We start from the raw sequence: 19949 nt of genomic DNA, 5'->3' as shown, positions 1-19949 counted from the left end.
GCGGCCGCGAGGATGGGCATGCGCGTCCCCGGCGACGTGAGCGTGGTGGGCTTCGACGATCTGACGCCCGCCCAGTGGGTCAGCCCGCCCCTGACCACCGTCCGCCAGCCGCTGCGGGACATGGGCATGGCCGGTGCGTCCATGGTGGTGGGCCTGACCAACGGCGAGTCCCCGGTCCAGAACCGCCTCATCCTGAGCACCGAGCTGATCGTCCGGGGAAGCAGCACGGCGCCTGCCGGGAGACGTCCGGTACCGGTGCGATGAGAGGCGGGACCCGTGTCCCACGGGGGAACTGGTGGGCCCCGGGCGCGGTGATCGCTCTCTCCCCGCGCCCGGGGCCGGTTCAGTGGTGACCCGGCAGAAGGCCGGATCGGTGTCAGGTCGTCAGCGCTGGAGGGTCAGCAGGCCCGGCCGGTAGGGCAGGAGGCCGTATTCGGGGTTGACGTTGGGGTCGCGGCCCTGGTAGAGCAGCTGCAGGTTGCAGGGGTCGACGGTCATGGTCTGGTCGGCACTGGTGCGCAGCAGCTCACCGTGGCTGATGTCGTTGGTCCAGGTGGCGCCGCTGTTGGCCTTGCCCGCGAACGGGTTGGACTCGGTGGCGGCCTGCGGGGTCCACGAACCGTTCAGGCTGGTGGCGGTGAAGGAGCGGAAGTAGCGGCCCCGCGCGCCCATGGCCTCGACGATCATGAGGTAGCGGTTCTGGTTCTGCAGCTTGTAGACCTGCACGGCCTCGAACAGGTTCTCCTTCGTGTCGCTCATGATGACGGTCGACGAGGAGCCGAAGTTGCCGGGGAAGTTACCGATCGGCATGCTGGTCCGGTAGATCTTGCCGTTGTCGCCGGCGAAGAACAGGTACATGTTCGTGCCGTCGGCGATGACGGTCTGGTCGATGGGGCCGGTGTCGGAGCCGGTGATGCTGCCGGTGAACATGACCTGCTGGGCCGACCAGCCGTTGGGGTTGGTGGGGTTGGTGGAGGTGCGGTAGAAGAAGGCGGCTCCGCCGCCCCACTGGTAGGTCAGCACCCAGATGTTCTTGGGGGCGAAGTAGAACAGCGAGGGGGCCACCGCGGCGGCGGACATCGCGTTCTGGCTGGCCGAGGCCATCTGCGACCAGTTGGTGAACAGGCCGAAGTTCATCGAGCCCCAGGTCTTGCCGAAGTCGTGGGTCGTGGCGTAGACGAGCTGCTTGCCCTCGTAGGGGGCGACGGTGAAGTCCTTGAGCGAGACCCAGCCCGACCTCGGGTTGGCCAGCACGCCCGTCGAGCTCCAGCGGTACGTCGAGGGAAGGTCGCACCTACCGCCGGTCGGCGTCACGGTCGGGGTCGGCGTCGGTTCGCTGCCGATCTTGACGAACTGCCACTGCTGGTTGGCGCCGCCCCAGTCGTCGTACTGGACGATGTTGGCGCCGTCGGCGGTGGAGGCGCCCTGGACCTCCAGGGCCTTGTTGCTGTTGCGGTTGATCAGCCGCACGTGGCCGCCGTCGGAGTCGGCCAGACGCCACTGCTGGTTGGTGCCGTTGAGGTCGGCCCACTGCACGACCGCTCCGCCGTTGGCCGTGGAGAACCCGCTGACGTCGAGGACCTTGCCGGAGTGGCGGGACTTGACGCGGTAGTAGCCGCCGCCGGAGTCGACGAACTGCCACTGCTGCTGGTTGCCGTTGTTGCGGGTCCACTGGGTGATGCGGCCGCCGTCGGCCGTGGAGAGGTTGTAGACGTCCAGGGCCTTGCCGCTGGTGCGGTTGACCAGCACGTACCAGGCGTTGGTGTCGACCGTCGCCGCGTTCGCCGCGGTCGTCGAGGCCAGCCCGACCAGAAGACCGGCCATGAGCGTGGTCACGACCGCGATGATCGCCGCCGTGCTCCGGCGCGGACGCCGGGTATGCGTGATGTCCAAGGTGTGCTCCTTGTTCGAGAACCGATCAGCCGACACGGGAGAGCTGCCACTGCTGGTTGTTGCCGCCCCAGTCGTCGTACTGGACGATGTTGGCGCCGTCGGCGGTGGAGGCGCCCTGCACTTCCAGGGCCTTGTTGCTGTTGCGGTTGATCAGGCGGAGGTAACCGCCCGACGAGCCGGCGAGGCGCCACTGCTGGTTGGTGCCGTTGAGGTCGGCCCACTGCACGACCGCTCCGCCGTTGGCCGTGGAGAACCCGCTGACGTCGAGCACCTTGCCGGAGTGGCGGGACTTGACCCGGTAGTTACCGCCGCCGGAGTCGACGAACTGCCACTGCTGCTGGTTGCCGCTGTTGCGGGTCCACTGGGTGATGCGGCCACCGTCGGCCGTGGACAGGTTGTAGACGTCCAGCGCCTTGCCACTGGTGCGGTTGACCAGCACGTACCAGGCGTTGGTGTCGACCTGGCCCGGGGTCGGCGTGGGGTTGGGGGTGGGGGTGCCGCCGGCGTTGAGGGCGTTGAGCGTGCTGGTGTAGGCGGCCTTCTTGTTGCCGGAGGCGTCGAACAGCAGCGGGTTCTCGCCGCCGCGCCAGGAGTCGTTGTCGCGGATGCCCCAGACGGTGATGCCGGTGCACCGGGCCACCGCCAGGCACGCCCGGGTCACGCCGGCGTAGATGTTGGCCTGGTTGGATCCCTGGGCCACGTCGAGCTCGGTGATCTGGACGTCGACGCCGAGGTCGGCGAAGCGCTGGAGGTTGGCCTGGTAGTCACCGGAGAGGGAGCCGCCCAGGTGGGACTGGAAGCCGACGCAGTCGATCGGCACGCCGCGCGCCTTGAAGTCGCGCACCATGTTGTAGATGGCGGTGCTCTTGGCGTTGATCCCGTCGGTGTTGTAGTCGTTGTAGCAGAGCTTGGCGCCGGGGTCGGCGGCGCGGGCGGCGCGGAAGGCGGCCTCGATCCAGTCGTTGCCGGTGCGCTGGAGGTTGAAGTCGCGCCGGGCGCCGGAGCCGCCGTCTTCGAACGCCTCGTTGACGACGTCCCAGGAGTGGATCTTGCCGCGGAAGTAGGTGGCGACCTGGGTGACGTGGTTGATCGCGGCGTTGCGCAGGTCGGAACCTGACAGGTTCCTGGCCCAGCCGGGCTGCTGCTGGTACCAGAGCAGGGCGTGACCGCGGATCTTCATGCCCTGTCCCAGGGCGTGGTTCACGATCCGGTTGGCGTTGGCGTAGGTGAAGGTGCCGCGCTGGGGTTCGGTGGCGTCCCACTTCATCTCGTTCTCGGCGGTCACCGAGTTGAACTCGCGGTTCAGGATGTTGACGTAGGTGGAGTTGCTCAGCTTGCCGGCGGCGACGGCGGCGCCGAAGTAGCGGCCGCCCCTCTCTGCCGCCGACGCACCCAGGGTGGAGGCGGCGTCCGCCGGGGCGGAGATCGCCACCGACATGCCGACGGCGAGCACGCCGGCGCTCAGGAAGGACACGAGTTTCCGCAACCGGGTACGCCCGGAAGGCCCGGCCGTGCGATCAGGAGTGTTCATCACGTGGTGTCTTTCGGTTCAGGGGGTGGTGAGGTCGAAGCGGCGGACGGTGACGGCGCCGCCGAGGGATTGGGTGGCGTGGTTGAAGATCGCAAACCGGTAGCCCATGAAGAACTGCCAGGCGTTGTTGAGGGTGAAGGCCGGTCCCAGGGGGGTGAAGGTGGTGCCGTCGGTGCTGTAGGAGAAACGGGCCTGGCGTCCGGTGCCGGGGCGGATGTCGGCGCTGGCGCGTAGCCAGATGCGGGTGCCGGTGACGGGGGCGCTGGCGGCTTCGGTGCCGGTGCTGGTGGTTTGCCAGCTGCTGTTCATGCTCAGGCCGTTGGTCATGACCAGGCGGGTGGTGTTGTTGTCGCGTTTGAGGCCGATCCACGCTGATTGGTCGCGCAGCATCGCCAGCCCGGAGCGGTCCCCGTTGGCCATGGCCGAGTGGTCGAGTTCGATGGTGGCGGTGGAGGAGGGGCCCTGGATGCGGTGGGTCAGCGTGTTGCGCGCGTTGTAGAGGTCACCTGTGACGGTGGCGGTCTGCAGGCGCAGCCCGTTGCCGGTGGAAAAGCGGCTGGTGTCGGGGTTGTGGTTCCATTCCCAGCGGTGGTCCAGGGTGGGGGAGGTGAAGGTGTCGGGGCCGATCATCGACTTGACCGTCTTGGTGGTCTGGATGTTCGGGCGGGGGTAGGTGGTGCCCCAGGCGCCGTTGACGGTCTGCACGCTGGGCCAGCCGTCAGCGCTCCAGGTGATGGGGGCCAGGGCGGGCATCCGGCCGCCGGGGTAGGCGTCGACGAAGGCCATGTAGTACCAGGCGCCGGTGGGGGTTTGGACCATGCCGCCTTGGTGGGGCACACCGCCGCCGGGGATGGGGCCGGGCATGTTCAGCAACACCTGGCGCATCTCGTACGGGCCGAAGGGGCTACTCGAGCGCAGCACGTATTGGCCGTTGGCCGGGCGGGTGAGCCAGATGTAGTAGTAGCCGCCGCGTTTGTAGAAGCGGGCGCCTTCCAGGGTGCCGACGCTTGAGGGGGTCTGGAAGACCTGCTGGGCGCGGACCTGGCCCAGGCCGTCGGGGGTGAGCTGGGCGACGCTGATGGTGCCGTTGCCGTAGGCGACGTACATGGTGTCGTTGTCGTCGATGAGCAGGCCGGCGTCGTAGTAGCAGTTGTTGATCCGGGCGCGTTTGGTCCAGGCGCCGTCCACGGCCGAGGCGGTGTAGACGTAGGTGCGGTTGAACTCGGTGCAGCCCATCCAGTAGTAGGTGCTGTTGCTGGGCCGGTAGTTCAGCGTCGAGGCCCAGATGCCCTTGACATACGCCCGCCCGCCGGTCAGGTCGTAGGCGCTTGAGTCGAAGTCCAGGCGCGGTACCGAGTGGCCGGCGTATTCCCAGTCGACGAGGTTGTAGGAGCGCAGGATCGGCGCGCCGGGGGAGTAGTGCATGGTGGAGGCGGAGTAGTAGTAGGCATCGCCCACCCGGATGATGTCGCCGTCGGCGAAGTCCTGCCACACGACCGGGTTGGTGTAGGTCCCGCCCGGAGTCGGCGTCGGCGTCGGGGTGGGTGTGGGGGTGGGGTCGGTGCCGCCGATTTTGACGAACTGCCACTGCTGGTTGGCGCCGCCCCAGTCGGCGTACTGCACGATGTTGGCCCCATCAGCGGTCGAGGCACCTTGCACTTCGAGGGCTTTGTTGCTGTTGCGGTTGATCAGCCGCACGTGGCCTGCGTCGGAGTCGGCCAGGCGCCATTGCTGGTTGGTGCCGTTGAGGTCGGCCCACTGCACCACCGCGCCGCCATCGGCGGTGGAGAAGCCGCTGACGTCGAGGACCTTGCCCGAGTGGCGGGACTTGATGCGGTAGTAGCCGCCGCCGGAGTCGACGAACTGCCACTGCTGCTGGTTGCCGTTGTTGCGGCTCCACTGGGTGATGCGGCCGCCGTCTGCGGTGGAGAGGTTGTAGACGTCCAGCGCCTTGCCGCTGGTGCGGTTGACCAGCACGTACCACGCATTCGTGTCCACCGTCGCCGCCGAGGCGGTGTTCACGTTGGCCACGAGCATGACGGCGCCCATCAGAGCCGCCACCATGACGGCCAGCGCCCTTCTTCGCCACCCATGACGCCGTGGGGAGGGGGGCAGAGCCCGGAGAGGGACTTTCATGGTGTGCTCCTTCGGTCAGGTGAGGCCGCTGAGCGGGTAACCGGGGGGTGTGACGTTGGAGGTGACGACGCCGAAGGCGCCCGGTGCGTGAGTGCCGGTGCTCTGACTTCGAACCGGTTCACGGCTGATCAGGTGGACACGATGTCCGTTTAGTTGTGGCAGGACCGATCTGATGTACGGCGAAATGTTAACGCTAACATTTCCGGGACGTAAACTGAGAGTAAAGAACGAACCCGGGCTCAGTCAACGATCGTAAGCCTTGATTTAGACCGCAACGTTCGGTAACGCCGGGATCGGCGAGAGGCGCGCGGGGCGGGCCGCCGTTCCGGGGGCCCCGTCCGCGGGGGGCGTCGATCCGTCGGCGCGACGCGTTTCTTCTGCTCGTTCAGGGTTTTTCCCGGCGACGGCAGGAGAGGTGATCATGGTTTTGCCGGAGAGTCATGGCGTGGGGCTCGTGGCCGTGACGATGGGACGACGATGACCGTACGCGGCGCCCGTTCCGAAAATTTCACAACTTTCATGATCGTTTTTTGGAGGTGTGGACGCTCGTCCGCACCTTCCGGCGCGTCCCGGGGGAGCGGAGCCCGCTGACGGGGACGCGCGGCTGCGCGGGCGGGCGTGCCCGGTCCGGGTGGATCCTGTCAGCGGTCCCGGCCCGGGTGGATCCGGTCACCGGTCCCGGCCCGGCTCGCGCGTCCGGAGGCACCGTCACCGTGGCCCGTCCCGCGGAGGGGCCCGGGTAAAAGAAATCCCTGCCGCCGTGGCGCTCCGGCCGTCCGCCGAGGTGATGGTGTCATGGGTCCCATGAGGGGGACGTCATGATCGTGGTGGGAGTGGACGGTTCGCGGGCCGCGCTCGCGGCCGCGGGCTGGGCGGCGCGGGAGGCCGCGCTCCGCGGTGACGAGCTGGGCCTGGTGCACGTCATGCTCGCGTGGCCTCTGGAGATCTCCGAGCGGGACCGCTACGCCGAGGTGGGCCGCTGGATGCGCGAGGGAGCCGCCTCCGTGCTGGAGGCGGCACGGGAACGCGTCCGCCAGGAGGATCCCCGGGTCGCGGCACGGACGCATCTGCTGGGCGGTGACCCGCGCGCCGTCCTGATCGAGGCCGCCGCCGACGCAAAGCTCCTGGCGGTCGGCAACCACGGGCTGGGGGGTTTCGCGGGGATGCTGCTCGGTTCGGTGGCGCTGGGGGTCGCCGGGCGGGCCGCCTGCCCGGTGGCCGTCGTCCGTGATCCGCTCCCCGCGCCGGACGGGGAGGTGGTCGTCGGCCTCGACGGTTCGGCCGCGGGGGCGGAGGCTCTGGGCTTCGCCTTCGCCGAGGCGTCCCTGCGCGGCAGCGGCCTGCGGGCGGTACACGTCTGGAACAGCCCGGTCGTCGGTGGCGGCCCCTCGGCCCTGCGGGTCGCACAGGAGACGGCCGAGGCCGAACGGCGCCTGCTGGCCGAGGCCCTGGCCGGCTGGAGCGAGCGCCACCCCGGCGTCACGGTCACCGAGCAGCTCGAACACGGCCATCCGGCGCACGTCCTGGCCGAGGCCGCCGCCCACGCCGGACTGCTGGTCGTCGGCTCACGCGGACGCGGGAACCTGGCCGGGCTGCTGACGGGGTCGGTCAGCCACTCGCTGCTGCACCACGCCACCTGCCCCCTGGTCGTCACCCCGGCCCCGGCCTCCCACGAAACCTCCTGACCGGCCCTGCCTGACGGTCCTGCCTGACTGGCCCGGCCCTGCCTGACCGACCCTGTCCGGGTGATCACCTCGTCCACGCCGTCGTCCCGGCGGGTCTGGCCCCGGGCGGCGCCGGCCCTGCCCGGGACCTCACCTCCTCGGGTCGTCCGTGAGGAGGACGCGGGCCGGTTCCCGTGTCACCAGGGGATGACGCCGTCGTCCTCGAAGAACGAACCGGTCGGGCCGCCGTCGGGCAGCGTGGCGAGCCGGATCGCCGTGGCCGCACCCTGTTCGGGGGTGCGGGGCGCCTGGAAGCCGGTGAAGTCGGTGGCGACCAGGCCCGGGCAGGCGACGTTGATCAGGATGTTCGTGCCGGTGAACCGCCGGGCGTACTGCACGGTGACGGCGTTGAGGAACGATTTCGACGGCGCGTAGGCCGCCATGACGGGGCCGATCTCGACGTCCGGGTCCGCCTGCCGGGTCAGGGAGGCGACGCTGCTGGAGACGTTGACGATGCGTGGCGACGCCGAGCGCCGCAGCAGCGGCAGCATCGCGTTGGTCACCCGGATGACACCGATGACGTTGGTCTCCACGACCGCGCGGAGCACGTCGAGGTCCAGCGTGGTCGGGTCCTGCACCCACCCCGGGCCCGTCGGCCCCGAGATGCCGGCGTTGTTGACCAGGACGTCCAGGCGTCCGGCCCGCCGTTCGACCAGGTCCGCGGCCTCGGTGACGCTCCGGTCGCCGGTCACGTCCAGCGGTACGCCGAACGCGTCCACCCCGGCGGAGCGCAGCTTCTCGACGGCGGTCCCGAGCCGGGCCTCGTCGCGGGCCCCCACGCCCACGCGGTAGCCGAGGGCCCCCAGCCCGGCCGCGATCTCGTATCCGATCCCCTTGTTCGCGCCGGTGACCAGCGCGGTCTTCGTCTCGCTCATGTCGTCGATGGTCGCTCGCGGGCGGGCGGTGCAGCCAACACCGATACGGTGACCTGTCATACCCGGTAGGTATCACCGCATACGGTGTGGCCATGGACGCCCTGGAGATCCGCGAGCTGAGGTACTTCACCGCCGTCGCCGAGGAGCTGCACTTCGGCCGCGCCGCCGAGCGCCTCGGCATGGCCCAGCCGCCGCTGTCGCGGGCGATCCAGCACCTCGAGCGGCGCCTCGGCGTCTCCCTGCTGGAACGCGACCGCCGCGGGGTCTCCCTGACCGGCGCCGGAGAGGTGCTGCTGTACGAGGGCCGCGCGGCCCTCGACGCGGCCACCGCCGCCGCCCGCCGGACCCGTCGCGCCGGTGGCGCCGACGGTCAGGGCGGTTCCCGTAACCGCCTGGTGCTGGCGGTGAAGGCCGCCGCGTCCCACGAGCTGCTGCAGAAGCTCCTCGACGCCTACGCGGCCGAGCCCGGCGCCGCGGAGATCGAGGTGCTCCCGAGCGGTATGTGCGAGCAGGAGGAGATGCTGCGCGACGGCCGCGCCGACGTGGCGCTCATGCACGCGCCGTTCAACTCCCTCGCGGGGTTCGACAGCGAGGAACTGACCACCGAGGGGCAGATCGCCGTCCTGCCCGCCGGGCACCCCCTCGCCGCGCGCGAGACCCTGTCCATGGACGACGTCCGCGACCTCCCCGATCTTCCGCTCGCCCGCTGGCCCCGCCACGGCACGTACCCGCCCGGCCCGGGTCCCGAGGTCCGCGACCAGACGCAGCTGGCCCAGCTGATCGCCCTCGGACGCACCATGGCCGTCTTCCCCGACTCCGCCCGCTCCTGGCTGTGGGCCGGGCACGCCGCCGTCCCGCTGACCGACGCGCCTCCGGTCGTCACCTCCATCGCCTGGCCCGCGCACAGCCGCTCCCTCGCCCTCGCGGGGTTGGTCCGCACGGCCACGCGGCTGTGACCCCCGGGGGGTGACGGTCCGGGGACGGTGGCCCCGCAGCCGCGCGGCTGCCCCCCGGGGGTAAAGATCCGGGGACGGCGGCCCACCGGGGCCCCATGCCGTGCCCTCAGTGTTTTCAGTGTCCTCGGTGCCCCGCACGCCGCTGCGTGGTGAGGGCGTCCAGCAGTCCGGGGAACGCCCCGTTCATCTCGGCGCGGCGCAGGGTGTTCATGCGCGAGGTGCCGACGTAGTGCTGCCGGATCAGGCCCGCCTCGCGCAGCACCTTGAAGTGGTGGGTGGCGGTGGACTTGCTGACCGAGATGTCGAAGGCGCCGCAGGCGATGTCCTGCCCGGCGGCGGCCAGCTGCGTGACGATGCTCCGGCGTACCGGGTCGACGAGGGCCTCCAGCACTTTCTGAAGGTCGAACTCCGAGACGTCCGGGTGTGGGGGCGAGCGGTCCATGCCTCCATAGTACGATCTGAATCAAAGTTTGACCGCGATCGTACTTTGATGGCACGGTGAGCGGTGTTTCCCTGAGCGAAGGAGGACGCCATGGCAAGGGTCGTACGGTTCCACGAGATCGGCGGGCCCGAGGTGTTGCGGCTGGAGGACCTGGAGATCGGTGAGCCGGGACCGGGCGAGGTGCGGATCCGGGTGGACGCGATCGGGGTCAACAGGGCCGAGGCCCTGTTCCGGAGCGGGCTGTACATCGAGCGGGCCAAGCACCTGCCCTCCACGCTCGGCAACGAGGCGGCCGGTGTGATCGAGGCGGCCGGCCCCGGGGTCGCCGGGTTCGAGGAGGGCCAGGCGGTCAGTGTCGTGCCGAGCTTCTCCCACAACGACTACGGCGTGTACGCCGAGCGGGCGATCGTGCCGGCGAGCGCGCTCCTGCCACGTGCGGAGGGCGTGGACGCGGTGACCGGTTCGGCGGTGTGGATGCCGTGGCTCACGGCCTACGGCGCGATGGTGGAGGTGGCGGGGATGCGGGCGGGCGACGTGGCGGTGGTGACCGCGGCCTCCAGCAGCGTCGGCCTGGCTGCGATCCAGACCGCCGACCGGCTGGGCGCCACGCCGGTGGCCGTGACCCGCACCCGGGACAAGCGGCGGCGGCTGCTGCAGGAGGGTGCGGCCGAGGTGATCGTCTCGGACGAGGAGGACGTGGCCGGACGCGTGCTGGAGGTGACCGGCGGCCGGGGTGCCGAGTTCGTCTTCGACGCCGTCGCCGGGCCGGGGGTGGCCGACCTGGCCCGCGCGGTGGCCCCCGACGGGACGATCGTCCTGTGGGGCGCGCAGAGCGGGCTGCCCACGCCCTATCCCGGGTTCGACCTCGGCATGCCCGCGCTGAACATGCGCACGTACACCATGCTGGAGATCACCAGGGATCCCGGGCGGATGCGGCGCGCCACGGCGTTCGTCACCTCGGGCCTGCGCACCGGGTCCCTGCGTCCGGTGGTGGACCGCCTCTTCCCGCTGGAGGAGGTCGTGGAGGCCCACCGGTACATGGAGTCCGGCACCCGGTTCGGCAAGATCGTGATCACCGTGGCGCACTGACGCGGGGCCGCCCCGCCCGCGGACGGACCGGGACCCGCCTCGGAACCGGCCCGTCCGTTCACCCCGGCCGGCCCAGCCTGACGGCCCGTGTGAGGAAGACGATGCCGTCGATCAGGTCGAGGTGGGCCGGGTCCAGCGGGAAGTAGGCGAAGTCGGGGGAGACGCGCGGGGCGGTCCCGGTGACGGCCCCGGCCAGGCGGCGGGCGTCGACGAGCGAGTGCTCCCACGGGAGCGCGGACAGGACGCCCTCGACGCTGTCCGGGGACGGGGTGTCGTCGCCGACCGTGCCGAGGGCCGAGGCCAGGAAGGCGTACCGGTCGCCCAGGTACGTCCCGGCGATCGCCCCCGCGCTCCACCACTCCAGCGTCTGGTCGCCGAACGACATGAGGCTCTTGTTGCGCTGCAGGTGGAGGTTGGAGGAGAAGACCAGGGCGGGGCCGTGCTCGGCGACGGCACGCAGGTTGGCGGCCATCATCGCGTCCCGCAGCGCCGACAGCCGGCCCCAGCGTGCCGGGGAGTCGTCGGCCATCCCGTGGTGGTAGCGGAGCAGGCCGACCGCGGTGCGCGCGTACAGTGCCGCCCGCTCCCGGTCCCGCGCGTCCAGCCGCGGCATCTGCGTCTCCAGCAGCGCCACCAGGTCGTCGGTGATCAGCCGCAGCCGCCGGGCGTCGGCGGACCGGCCGATCGACCGGGACGGGTCCATGGCCGTGGCCTCGTTCTCCCACCGGTCGTCCGGGCCGAGCAGCTCGTCGAGGGCCTTCTCGTCACACGGCAGGGGGCCCTCCAGGAGGGCGTGCAGGGCGGTGAGCGCCTGGCGCGGGCTGGCCGCCCAGTACTCCAGCGGGCCGTCGAACCCGAAGAACCGGAGCTTTTCATCATGCTCCTCGTTGTACTTCCGCATCCAGCGCACGAGCTCGCGGTTGGCGGGGAACGCGCCGAAGCCATGGCTGAAGCCGCGTTCCATGACGTCGTCGAGCGTGCCCGCGCCCGTCGCGATGTGCTCGTCGACCACGAGGCCCATGAGGCAGTCGCTCTCGGCGGCGAACGACCGGTAGCCCTCGTGCTCGACCAGATGACGGAAGATCTCGTTGCGCACCTCGCCCAGCTCCTCCACGAAGTGCCTTGCCTCGCCGAGGCCGAGCAGCAGGGGCCGTGCGGGAAGCGACCGGAGGAGAGCCGAGACTCCCGCGCCGTCGAGCGGCCGGGCCATGTCCTTGATGTCCTTGATGTCCATGACCTCAACGGTATCGTTGAAGTCTCCATTTAAACTTTTCCCGCGAATCACCGCGTCGTTCGCCATATACCTTCAATCGGTGATGCATCCGCGAGGTCCCGCGCACCGTCACGGACCCCGCGTCGGCACCGAATGGTCAACACCATGTAGACTGTTCACATCATGACAAGTACATCTGGCGAAGACCGCGACGTCGCGCGGCTGGCGTCCCGGCTGCGGATGCTGACCCTGCAGCGCTCGGACGCCTGGCTGGACCTCGACCTCACGCTGCCGCAGCTGCGCGTGCTGTTCGCCGTCCGCCGCCGGGACGGCTGCACGGTGTCGGAGCTGTCCGAGACCCTCGGACGACGGCTCGCGGCCACGTCCGCCCTGGTGAACCGGATGGTCCGCGCCGGGCTCCTGCAGCGGGTGAGCGACGCCGACGATCACCGGCGGGTCCGGCTGAGGCTCACCGACGAGGCGGAGCGGATGCTGACGACGACGGACCAGCGGTCGGCGGACAGGTTCGCGGCCATCCTGGGACGCATGAGCGCTCAGGGCCGCGCCGCGCTGGCCGGTGCCCTGAGCGAGCTCATCGAGCTCGTGTCGGCGGACCTCGCCGAGGACCGGACGCCCGGTGCCGATCCCCACCGCACGGAGGAAGGACCCCCATGAGCGCGTATCCGTACCACAACCCGTACGAGGGCCTGTCCGGGACGATCGACATCAAGGCCGTCCGGGAGGCCGGTTTCCAGGAGCGGCGGTTCGACACCGGCACCGTGCGGCTCAACTACGTGGCAGGTCCGGACAACGGCCCCCCGCTGGTCCTGCTGGCCGCGCAGATGGGGACCTGGGAGAGCTACCGGCGCGTCCTGGTGCCGCTGTCGCGGCGGCTGCGGGTCTACGCGATCGACGTGCGCGGGCACGGCAAGTCGAGCTGGACACCGGGCGAGTACTCCTGGAACCACCTCGGCGCGGACATGACGGCCTTCCTCTCCGAGGTCGTACGAGCCCCCGCCGTCGTCGCCGGCAACTCCTCCGGCGGGCTCCTGGCCCTGTGGTGCGCGGCCAACCTCCCCGGCCGGGTCGCCGCGGCGATCCTGGAGGACGCCCCGGTGTTCTCCGCGGAGATGCCCCGCTTCCGCGACCGCGACCGCTTCGTGTACGAAGGGCTGGAACACCTCGCCGAGACCCTCGGCGACCCCCACGACCGGGATCTGGCCGACTACTTCCGCGGCCTGACGCTCCCGGTCTCCGAGACCCGGGAGAAACGCGTCCCCGACTGGTTCGTCTCCTTCCTGTCCCGTCGCGTCCGGGCGTTCCGGACCCGCCGTCCCGGCCTGCCGGTGGACATCCCCTACCTCCCGCTCAAGCTCCGTCTGCTGCTCAAGTGCCTGTCCATGTACGACGCGGACTTCGCGCGGGCCTTCGTCGACGGCCGGTTCTACGAGGGGCTCGACCACGCCGACGCGCTCGCCCGCGTGTCGTGCCCGCTGCTGGTGCTGCACGGCGACTGGCGGCGCGTGCCGGGCCGCGGCCTGATCGGCGCGATGGACGACGAGGACGCGGCCCGGATCGGGCGGCTCGTCCCGCACAGCCGGTACATGAAGATCAAGGCCAATCACGTGATCCACATGTCCAGGCCCCGCCGGTACGTGGAAGCGGTGAACACCTTCCTCACCGAGGACGTCAAGGGCGAGTTCGCCACCCCGGCCGGACGGGCGTGACGCCGCCTTCCGCCCGTCGGCCGCCGGGCTCCCGGGTCCGGGACGGCGGCTCGGGCGATGACCCGGGCGTGCCCCGTCCGTGACGGGCCCGGGAGCCGGGTGGACGCGGGCCGGGTCAGGTCCGCCGGATCACGGTGACGTCGAACTCCAGCGTCACCTTCCTGGCGACCAGGCCCGCGGCGCCGGCCCAGTGCACGCCCCAGTCCTTGCGGTCGATCGTCGCGCCGCCCCGGAAACGGATCCGGGCGCCGCCCCGCGGGTCCTGCTCGACGCCGATGCGTTCGACGTCCACGGTCACGGGCCTGGTCACGCCACGGATGGTCAGGTCACCGGTGAGCAGGAAGGCGGTCTCGCCGGCCTGCCGTACCCCGGTCGAGGTGAAGGTGATGGCCGGGTGGTCGTCCAGGTCCAGGAACTTGCCGCGCAGCGCCTTGTCGCGTCGCGGGTTGAGGGTCTGGAGGCTGCCGGCCCCGATCGTCACCGTGACGCTCGACCTGGACGGGTGGTCGCCGTCCACGTGCGCGCCGCCCTCGACCCTCTCGAACCGCCCGCGTACCACGGGGCCGATCGTGTGCCGGGCGGTGAAGCCGATCCGGGTACGGGCGGTGTCGAAGGCGTAGTCGCCGGTCAGCTCGCCGAGCGTGGTCGTCATGCTGGTCGCTCCTGGAGGGAAGAGGCGGGGGAGGGGAGACCGTTCGTCCGTCCGGCTCCGGACGGTCGTGGGGCGCGCTCACGCCTCGGGCGCGGCGGGGGGCGGCGAGCCCGCCAGCGGGCTGGAGTCGAGATACCGGATCTCGTAGACGCGCTCGCTGAACCTCCAGCCGTCGGGGGTCCGCCGGTAGCGGTCGTGGTAGAGGGCGTGGTTGCGATGCGAGGCGCCGTCGCGCATCCGCCCGAACTCCTGGACGTACGCGCGGCCGGTCGCGGTGTCGCCGTCCAGCCGGACGACGCCCGGGTGGAGGTTCTGCACGAAGAACTCCCACAACCCCTGCCCCCACTCGATCCCCGCGCGGATCTGCTCCCGGCCGGTGAACTCCCTGCCGATGTGCGGCCACCGCACCACGGCGTCGGGGGTGAACAGCGACCCGGCGCGGTCGTGGTCGCGCATCATCACCGCGTCGGTGAGTTCGGCGCGCAGCGATTCGATCTCGAAACGATCGGCGATGGCCCGCATGCCGTCCATCGGTCCCCCCGGCCCCGTCGGTGTGCCGGTCAGGCGTGGGCCGCCTGCCGGTGATTATGCGTCCAGCATCGCCGCAGGTCAGTGGCGGAACAAGGTAAGCTTCGTGGGGCGATTCATAACACAGGGGTTATCCGTGGAGCTGCGCGACATCGAGATCTTCCTGACGCTGGCCGAGGAGCTGCATTTCGGCCGTACCGCCGAACGGCTCGGCGTGTCCCAGGCCCGGGTCAGCCAGGCCGTCGGCAGGCAGGAACGACGCCTCGGCGTGGTCCTGTTCGACCGCACCAGCAGGCGGGTGACCCTGACCCCTGTCGGCCGGCGGCTGCGCGAGGACCTCCAGCAGGCCCTCGACCTCCTGCGGGCAGGGCTCGCCCGTGCCGAAGCGGCCGGCCTGGGCTCCCAGACCCTGCGGCTGGGGGTGTTCGGCCATGCCGGGCACGAACTGCGTCCCCTCGTCGACGCGTTCCGCACCCGCCATCCCGGGATCGACGTCCGGTTCGGCGAGATCAACGGCAGCGACCCGTTCACCGCCCTGCGGACCGGGGACCATGACGCGCACGTGCTGTGGCTGCCCGTCGCCGAACCGGACCTCACGGTCGGCCCCGTCGTGTTCACCGCGGGTCGCGTGCTGGCCGTGCCCGCGGACCATCCGCTCGCCGGTCGCGGAACCGCGTCCCTGGAGGACCTGGCCGACAACCACGTCGTCGACCTCGGCCCCGACGCCCCCGCGTACTGGGTCGAGTCCATGGTCCCCACGCGCACGCCGCTGGGCCGTCGCGTTCCCCGCGGGCCCGCCGCGCGGACCTTCCACGAGATCCTCTCCCTGGTCGCCGCCGGGGACTGCGTCCACCCGCTGGGGGAGGTCGCCGCCCGCTACAACAACCCTCCCGGCGTCGTCTTCCTGCCCCTGCGCGACGCCCCCGTCCTGCGATGGGCGCTGACATGGCGGTCCGCCGCCGACGGCCCGGCCCTCCGCGCGCTGGCCCGGACCGCCGCCGACCTCGGCCCCATCACCCTGTGACGGCGGACGAAGGCCGCGATTCGTAATAAATCTACATCGTAAAGGCGTTCGATCGATAACGGATCGAAGACCCCTCGCCCGCGAACAGGGGCCGCTCCGGAGTGCTGCCGGTACCGCCTCCGGCAGGGGTGCCGGAGGCGGTGAGGTCACGTCACGCGACCGCGGTCCCCTCCAGTTCGACCATCAGGTCGGGGACGGCCAGCCGTGTCACCCCGAGCATCGTGGTGGGCGGTGCCACCCCGGCGGCGCCCAGTCGCGACGCCAGCACACCGTAGTGCTCGAAGAGCCGATCGACGTCGGTGGTGTAGACGTTGAGCCGGACGAGGTTCGCCAGGGACATGCCGCCCTTGCCGAGCACGGCCTCCAGGTTGCCGAGGCTCAGTTCGAGCTGCGCGCCCATGTCGCCGGCGTGCTGGGGCCTGCCTTCGCCGCTCATCGCGGTCTGCCCGGCGCAGTAGAGGGTCCGGGTGTGGCCGGAGACGATCTCACCCTGGTTGTAGCCCAGCTCCACCGACCAGGTCCACGGGTTGATCGCCGTTCGCTCGATTGTCATGTCAGCTCCATGTGATTCGTCGAGATCATGTATGTCCGCCGGCTCGGTGGCCGCCGTTTTCTCGTGATGCCGGTAAGCCTCTCGGTGAATCACGACATCCTGTGTCGTGTATCGGCGGCATACTTTTCGTGTGCGCGCCGACCGGTTGGTCTCGCTGGTGTTGCTGCTGCGGCAGCACGGCCGGTTGTCGGCGACCGCGCTGGCCCGTGAGCTGGAGGTGTCCACCCGCACCGTGCTGCGTGACATCGAGGCGCTGTCCGCGGCCGGTGTCCCGGTCTACGCCGAGCGTGGCCGGCACGGTGGGTTCGCGTTGCTGCCGGGTTTCCGGACCGAGCTGACCGGGCTGAACCGTGACGAGGCCCTTGCCCTGCTGGTCGCCGGATCGCGGCGCGGCGCGCAGGCGTTCGGCCTGGGCTCGGCGCTGGCCTCGGCGATGCTGAAGGTGGTCGACGCACTGCCGGAGAGCTATCGGGACACCGCGGCCGGTGCGGCGGAGCGGCTGCTCATCGACCCGGAGACCGACCTTCTCGCGCGCCGGCTGGTGGCCGAGGAGGTGCCCGACGCCATCGTGGCCGAGGTGCTGCGCGCGGTGTTCGCCGGTCGCAGACTGCGCATTCACTACGAGGCCGTGGGCCAGAGCGCGAGATGGCGCACGGTGGACCCGATCGGCCTGGTCACCGTACGTGATCAGGGTTATCTGCTGGCCACGAGGTCCGGCGCGGACCGCACCTACCGGTTGTCCCGCATCCTGGCGGCCGAGGAGCTCGCCGAGCCCGCGCAGCGGCCGGAGCGGGTCGATCTGGACCGGGCCTGGCAGGAACGCAGCAGGCGGTTCCGGACCGGTGGTGACGATCAGGTGACCGTGCTGGTACGGGTGGAGGCGGCGCGGCGGGAGGATCTGGTGGGCACGGCGCTGGCCGTTCTCGCCGAGGAGGCCGATGCGGACGGCCGGCTGCGGCTGGAGGTGACCTTCCAGGACGCGAGACACGCCGAATGGGCGTTGTGGCGGCTCACCGCGAGCGCGGAGGCCCTGGCACCGCAGTGGTTGCGTGACTCCCTGCGCGACCGCGCGGCCGCGATCGCCGCCTTCTACGAGGGTCCTCCCGGGAACGGAACCCCGCGTTGAGCCCTTCCGTGTGGTTTTCAGGCCATGGGACGGGTTCCGCTGCCCGGATCACGCCGGGGATCGGCGGCGGGACCGGCGTGGCCGGTGCCCCGTACCCGGCCTTGATCGTTGCCGCCGGGACGGCTAGCCTGAGCGCCGTGCCGGCGGAGGCGGGGGCGAGACGATCGCGTCACGCGGGAGGAGCCCCGGTCACGACGAGCCGCCCGACCACGCCCCGATGGAGTTCGGAACCGACTGACGATGAGTGCGGAAGAGGATTTCGAGCAGGTCGGCGCCGAGCTGGCCGACCTGGGTGTACGGATCTCCACGATGATGGGGAGTCCCGCGCTCAAGGATCGGGAGGGGAAGGTGTTCGCCAGCCTGCAGCGTGACGGCGCGATGGTGTTCCGGCTGGTCAGGGACACCCCCGAGCACGCGGTCGCGCTCCGGCTGGCCGGGGCGTCCCTGTTCGACCCTTCGGGGCGGGGCAGGGAGATGAAGGACTGGGTGGTCGTGCCCCACTCCTCGGCCGGGACGTGGACGGATCTCGCCGAGGCCGCCCTCAGCCGGCCCCGCTAGTCCGGAGAGGGACGCCGCGACGGGCACGGGCGGTGCCCCGGTGCATCGCCGCCCGGCGGCTTGTGGCACCGGGGCAGCCGCCGGGCGGGGCGTGTGCCGTGCGGACTCCCGAGGGGTTGCGCCGGGCGGGCGGCCCCTGGGCGGTAGCCGGAGACGCGCGTGAGATGCTGCATCGGTGACGACGACCGGCTCCGCCGCTCCCACCCCGGCCCGTCGGCGTGGCCGTCCCGGCCACGACCAGGCGGCGATCCTGCGCACCGCGGTGGAGCTGTTCAACCGCAAGGGGTACGACGCCACGAGCATGGGGGACCTGGCCAAGGAGCTGGGCCTGACGAAAGCGGCCATCTACCACCACGTCACGAGCAAGGAGCAGCTGCTCGGTGAGGCCCTGGACGACGCGCTCGACGAGCTCACGGCCGTCGTGGACGAGGCCATGCGGGACCGGGCCGGGACGACCGCCTACGCGCGGTTGCGCGAGGTGACGCGGCGCAGCGTCGAGGTGCTCGTGGCGCACCAGCCGTCCGTCACGCTCCTGCTGCGGGTACGCGGCAACAGTGCGGTCGAGCTGGCCGCGCTGGAACGGCGCCGCTGGCTGGACGACCGCCTCGCCGAGCTCGTCGCGGCCGCCGTCGCGGAGGGTTCCCTGCGGGGCGACGTCCCCCCGGCGCTCGTGAGCCGGCTGCTGTTCGGCATGGTGAACTCGCTGGTCGAGTGGTACCGCGCGGACGGGATGTTCGATCCGGTGACGATCGCCGACGTGATCAGCCTCATCGCCTTCGACGGCCTGGCCCGGCACGAGGCCTGAAAGCCCGCGTGATCGGCCGCGCCGTCCGGACCGGCCGTTCCATGCGGTCTCCCGCGCCGCGCGGACCGGCTACGCCGTGCGCTCTCCGCGCCACGCGGACCGGTTACGCCGTGCGGTCTCCGCGCCGCGCGGACCGGCTACGCCGTGCGCTGCGCTCTTCCGCGCCGCGGGCCTGCCTCACCAGGTGAAGAAGCCCCGGCCGGTCTTGCGTCCGAGGTGCCCGGCGGCGACGAGGTCGCGCAGGATCCGGGGCGGCTCGAAACGGGGCCCGAGCTCGCGTGCCAGGTGCTCGGCGATCGCGAGCCGCACGTCGAGCCCCACCACGTCGGTGGTCCGGAGCGGCCCCATCGGGTGGCGGTAGCCCAGGACCATCACCGCGTCGATGTCGGCCGCGCTCGCCACCCCCTCCTCCAGCATCCGCATCGCCTCCAGGGCCAGGCAGACCCCGAGACGGCTGCTGGCGAAGCCCGGGGAGTCCGACACGGTGACCGCCGTCCTGCCGAGCGCCGCCACCCAGCCCTGGGCCCGCGCGACCAGCTCGGGCGCGGTACGGGATCCGACGACGATCTCGACGAGGTCGCTCACCGGGACGGGGTTGAAGAAGTGCAGCCCGATGAAGCGATCGGGCGCGGCCAGGCCGGCGGCGAGCGCGTCGATCGACAGGCTGCTGGTGTTCGAGGCGAGCACGGCCCCGGGGGCGTGCTCGCCGGCCGTGGCGAGGACCGCGGCCTTGAGCGTCATGTCCTCCGGGACCGCCTCGACGACGAGTTCGCACCCGGCCAGTTCGGCCGGGTCGGCGGTCGTCCGCAGCCGCGCCATGGCGTCCGCGGGCGAGGTGGCGAGGGTGTTCTTCGCATGAGCCCTGGCCAGGCCGTCGCCCACCCGCCTCCTGGCCGCGTCCGCCGCCTCCGGGTCGTTCTCGACGATGACGACCCGGCTGCCGGAGGCGAGGAAGGCGTGCGCGATCCCGGATCCCATCCGTCCGCCGCCGAGGATCCCGACCGTCTCCGGGCGGTCGTCGTTCATGATCTGTGTCCTTTCCGTCGGTCTGCGAACGCCGCCGTATGGGCGTGTTCCTCGTCGGTCCCGGCGCCGATCGGTCTCGGTGTCGATCGCT

At 71.2% G+C, this 19949-nt stretch carries 20 protein-coding genes; 10 read left to right on the top strand and 10 right to left on the bottom strand.

The features are described from left to right. Positions 1 to 264, top strand: a 264-nt coding sequence (locus ABD832_RS23410) for a substrate-binding domain-containing protein (protein ID WP_344898926.1), incomplete at its 5' end; no start/stop codon positions are given. 120 nt (positions 265 to 384) lie between these two features. Here the strand turns inward: ABD832_RS23410 and ABD832_RS23405 are convergent. Genes ABD832_RS23405 through ABD832_RS23395 form a run of 3 tightly spaced genes read right to left on the bottom strand, consistent with a single transcriptional unit; the run spans position 385 to position 5560 of the window. After that, positions 385 to 1893, bottom strand: a complete 1509-nt coding sequence (locus ABD832_RS23405) for a non-reducing end alpha-L-arabinofuranosidase family hydrolase (protein ID WP_344898924.1) — start codon at positions 1891 to 1893, stop codon at positions 385 to 387. A 25-nt stretch (positions 1894 to 1918) separates the two neighbouring features. Then, positions 1919 to 3424, bottom strand: a complete 1506-nt coding sequence (locus tag ABD832_RS23400) for a glycoside hydrolase family 10 protein (protein WP_344898922.1) — start codon at positions 3422 to 3424, stop codon at positions 1919 to 1921. Positions 3425 to 3442: 18 nt separating this feature from the next. Further along, a complete protein-coding gene (locus ABD832_RS23395) occupies positions 3443 to 5560 on the bottom strand; it encodes a family 43 glycosylhydrolase (RefSeq protein WP_344898920.1) in 2118 nt (705 codons plus the stop codon). Positions 5561 to 6378: 818 nt separating this feature from the next. On the opposite strand from ABD832_RS23395, the gene ABD832_RS23390 reads away from it, so the two are divergent. Then, complete coding sequence (locus ABD832_RS23390) at positions 6379 to 7245, top strand: universal stress protein (protein ID WP_344898918.1); 867 nt, start codon at positions 6379 to 6381, stop codon at positions 7243 to 7245. Positions 7246 to 7421: 176 nt separating this feature from the next. On the opposite strand, the gene ABD832_RS23385 is transcribed toward ABD832_RS23390, so the two are convergent. Next, positions 7422 to 8159, bottom strand: coding sequence for an SDR family oxidoreductase (locus tag ABD832_RS23385; RefSeq protein WP_344898916.1), 738 nt, complete (start codon positions 8157 to 8159; stop codon positions 7422 to 7424). 92 nt (positions 8160 to 8251) lie between these two features. On the opposite strand from ABD832_RS23385, the gene ABD832_RS23380 reads away from it, so the two are divergent. After that, complete coding sequence (locus tag ABD832_RS23380) at positions 8252 to 9115, top strand: LysR family transcriptional regulator (RefSeq protein ID WP_344898914.1); 864 nt, start codon at positions 8252 to 8254, stop codon at positions 9113 to 9115. 115 nt (positions 9116 to 9230) lie between these two features. Here the strand turns inward: ABD832_RS23380 and ABD832_RS23375 are convergent, their stop codons facing one another. Next, positions 9231 to 9557 (bottom strand): ArsR/SmtB family transcription factor, encoded by a 327-nt coding sequence (locus ABD832_RS23375; protein WP_344898912.1) that lies wholly within the window; start codon positions 9555 to 9557, stop codon positions 9231 to 9233. A gap of 90 nt (positions 9558 to 9647) precedes the next feature. Between ABD832_RS23375 and ABD832_RS23370 the strand changes: the two genes are divergently transcribed. Then, the gene (locus ABD832_RS23370; protein ID WP_344898910.1) at positions 9648 to 10646 is read left to right on the top strand and encodes a zinc-dependent alcohol dehydrogenase family protein; all 999 of its coding nucleotides are present in this window, start codon (positions 9648 to 9650) and stop codon (positions 10644 to 10646) included. A gap of 58 nt (positions 10647 to 10704) precedes the next feature. Here ABD832_RS23370 and ABD832_RS23365 read toward each other — a convergent pair whose 3' ends face one another. After that, on the bottom strand, positions 10705 to 11880 hold the full coding sequence (locus ABD832_RS23365) for an erythromycin esterase family protein (protein ID WP_344898908.1): 1176 nt from the start codon (positions 11878 to 11880) through the stop codon (positions 10705 to 10707). Positions 11881 to 12042: 162 nt separating this feature from the next. Between ABD832_RS23365 and ABD832_RS23360 the strand changes: the two genes are divergently transcribed. Both ABD832_RS23360 and ABD832_RS23355 read left to right on the top strand, forming a co-directional pair. Further along, the gene (locus ABD832_RS23360; protein WP_344898906.1) at positions 12043 to 12534 is read left to right on the top strand and encodes a MarR family winged helix-turn-helix transcriptional regulator; all 492 of its coding nucleotides are present in this window, start codon (positions 12043 to 12045) and stop codon (positions 12532 to 12534) included. Next, positions 12531 to 13586, top strand: a complete 1056-nt coding sequence (locus ABD832_RS23355; protein ID WP_344898904.1) for an alpha/beta fold hydrolase — start codon at positions 12531 to 12533, stop codon at positions 13584 to 13586. Before ABD832_RS23360 ends, ABD832_RS23355 begins: the two co-directional genes overlap by 4 nt. Before the next feature lie 115 nt (positions 13587 to 13701). On the opposite strand, the gene ABD832_RS23350 is transcribed toward ABD832_RS23355, so the two are convergent. Then, on the bottom strand, positions 13702 to 14238 hold the full coding sequence (locus ABD832_RS23350) for a YceI family protein (RefSeq protein ID WP_344898902.1): 537 nt from the start codon (positions 14236 to 14238) through the stop codon (positions 13702 to 13704). Between the two features lie 78 nt (positions 14239 to 14316). Continuing rightward, complete coding sequence (locus ABD832_RS23345; protein WP_344898900.1) at positions 14317 to 14769, bottom strand: nuclear transport factor 2 family protein; 453 nt, start codon at positions 14767 to 14769, stop codon at positions 14317 to 14319. Positions 14770 to 14902: 133 nt separating this feature from the next. Here ABD832_RS23345 and ABD832_RS23340 point away from each other — a divergent pair, with 133 nt between their 5' ends. Next, positions 14903 to 15790 carry a LysR family transcriptional regulator gene (locus ABD832_RS23340; protein ID WP_344898898.1) on the top strand — a complete coding sequence of 296 codons (888 nt, stop codon included), beginning with the start codon at positions 14903 to 14905 and terminating at the stop codon, positions 15788 to 15790. A 151-nt stretch (positions 15791 to 15941) separates the two neighbouring features. Here ABD832_RS23340 and ABD832_RS23335 read toward each other — a convergent pair whose 3' ends face one another. After that, positions 15942 to 16337: a RidA family protein gene (locus ABD832_RS23335; RefSeq protein WP_344898938.1), complete on the bottom strand. Its 396-nt coding sequence runs from the start codon at positions 16335 to 16337 to the stop codon at positions 15942 to 15944. 136 nt (positions 16338 to 16473) lie between these two features. Between ABD832_RS23335 and ABD832_RS23330 the strand changes: the two genes are divergently transcribed. From ABD832_RS23330 to ABD832_RS23320, 3 genes are all read left to right on the top strand, one after another. After that, entirely contained in the window at positions 16474 to 17469 is a 996-nt protein-coding gene (locus ABD832_RS23330; protein ID WP_344898896.1) for a helix-turn-helix transcriptional regulator, read from the top strand. A gap of 240 nt (positions 17470 to 17709) precedes the next feature. After that, positions 17710 to 18027 (top strand): hypothetical protein, encoded by a 318-nt coding sequence (locus ABD832_RS23325; protein ID WP_344898894.1) that lies wholly within the window; start codon positions 17710 to 17712, stop codon positions 18025 to 18027. A gap of 175 nt (positions 18028 to 18202) precedes the next feature. Beyond that, positions 18203 to 18832, top strand: coding sequence for a TetR/AcrR family transcriptional regulator (locus tag ABD832_RS23320; RefSeq protein ID WP_344898892.1), 630 nt, complete (start codon positions 18203 to 18205; stop codon positions 18830 to 18832). Between the two features lie 177 nt (positions 18833 to 19009). Here ABD832_RS23320 and ABD832_RS23315 read toward each other — a convergent pair whose 3' ends face one another. Beyond that, the gene (locus tag ABD832_RS23315) at positions 19010 to 19858 is read right to left on the bottom strand and encodes a 3-hydroxyacyl-CoA dehydrogenase family protein (protein ID WP_344898890.1); all 849 of its coding nucleotides are present in this window, start codon (positions 19856 to 19858) and stop codon (positions 19010 to 19012) included. Between the last annotated feature and the right edge of the window lie 91 nt (positions 19859 to 19949).

The sequence above is a fragment of the Streptosporangium longisporum genome, from assembly GCF_039534895.1.
GTDB lineage: Bacteria > Actinomycetota > Actinomycetes > Streptosporangiales > Streptosporangiaceae > Streptosporangium > Streptosporangium longisporum.
The sequence above is the reverse complement of the archived record's forward strand: the minus strand, read 5'-3'. Positions and strand labels throughout refer to the sequence as shown.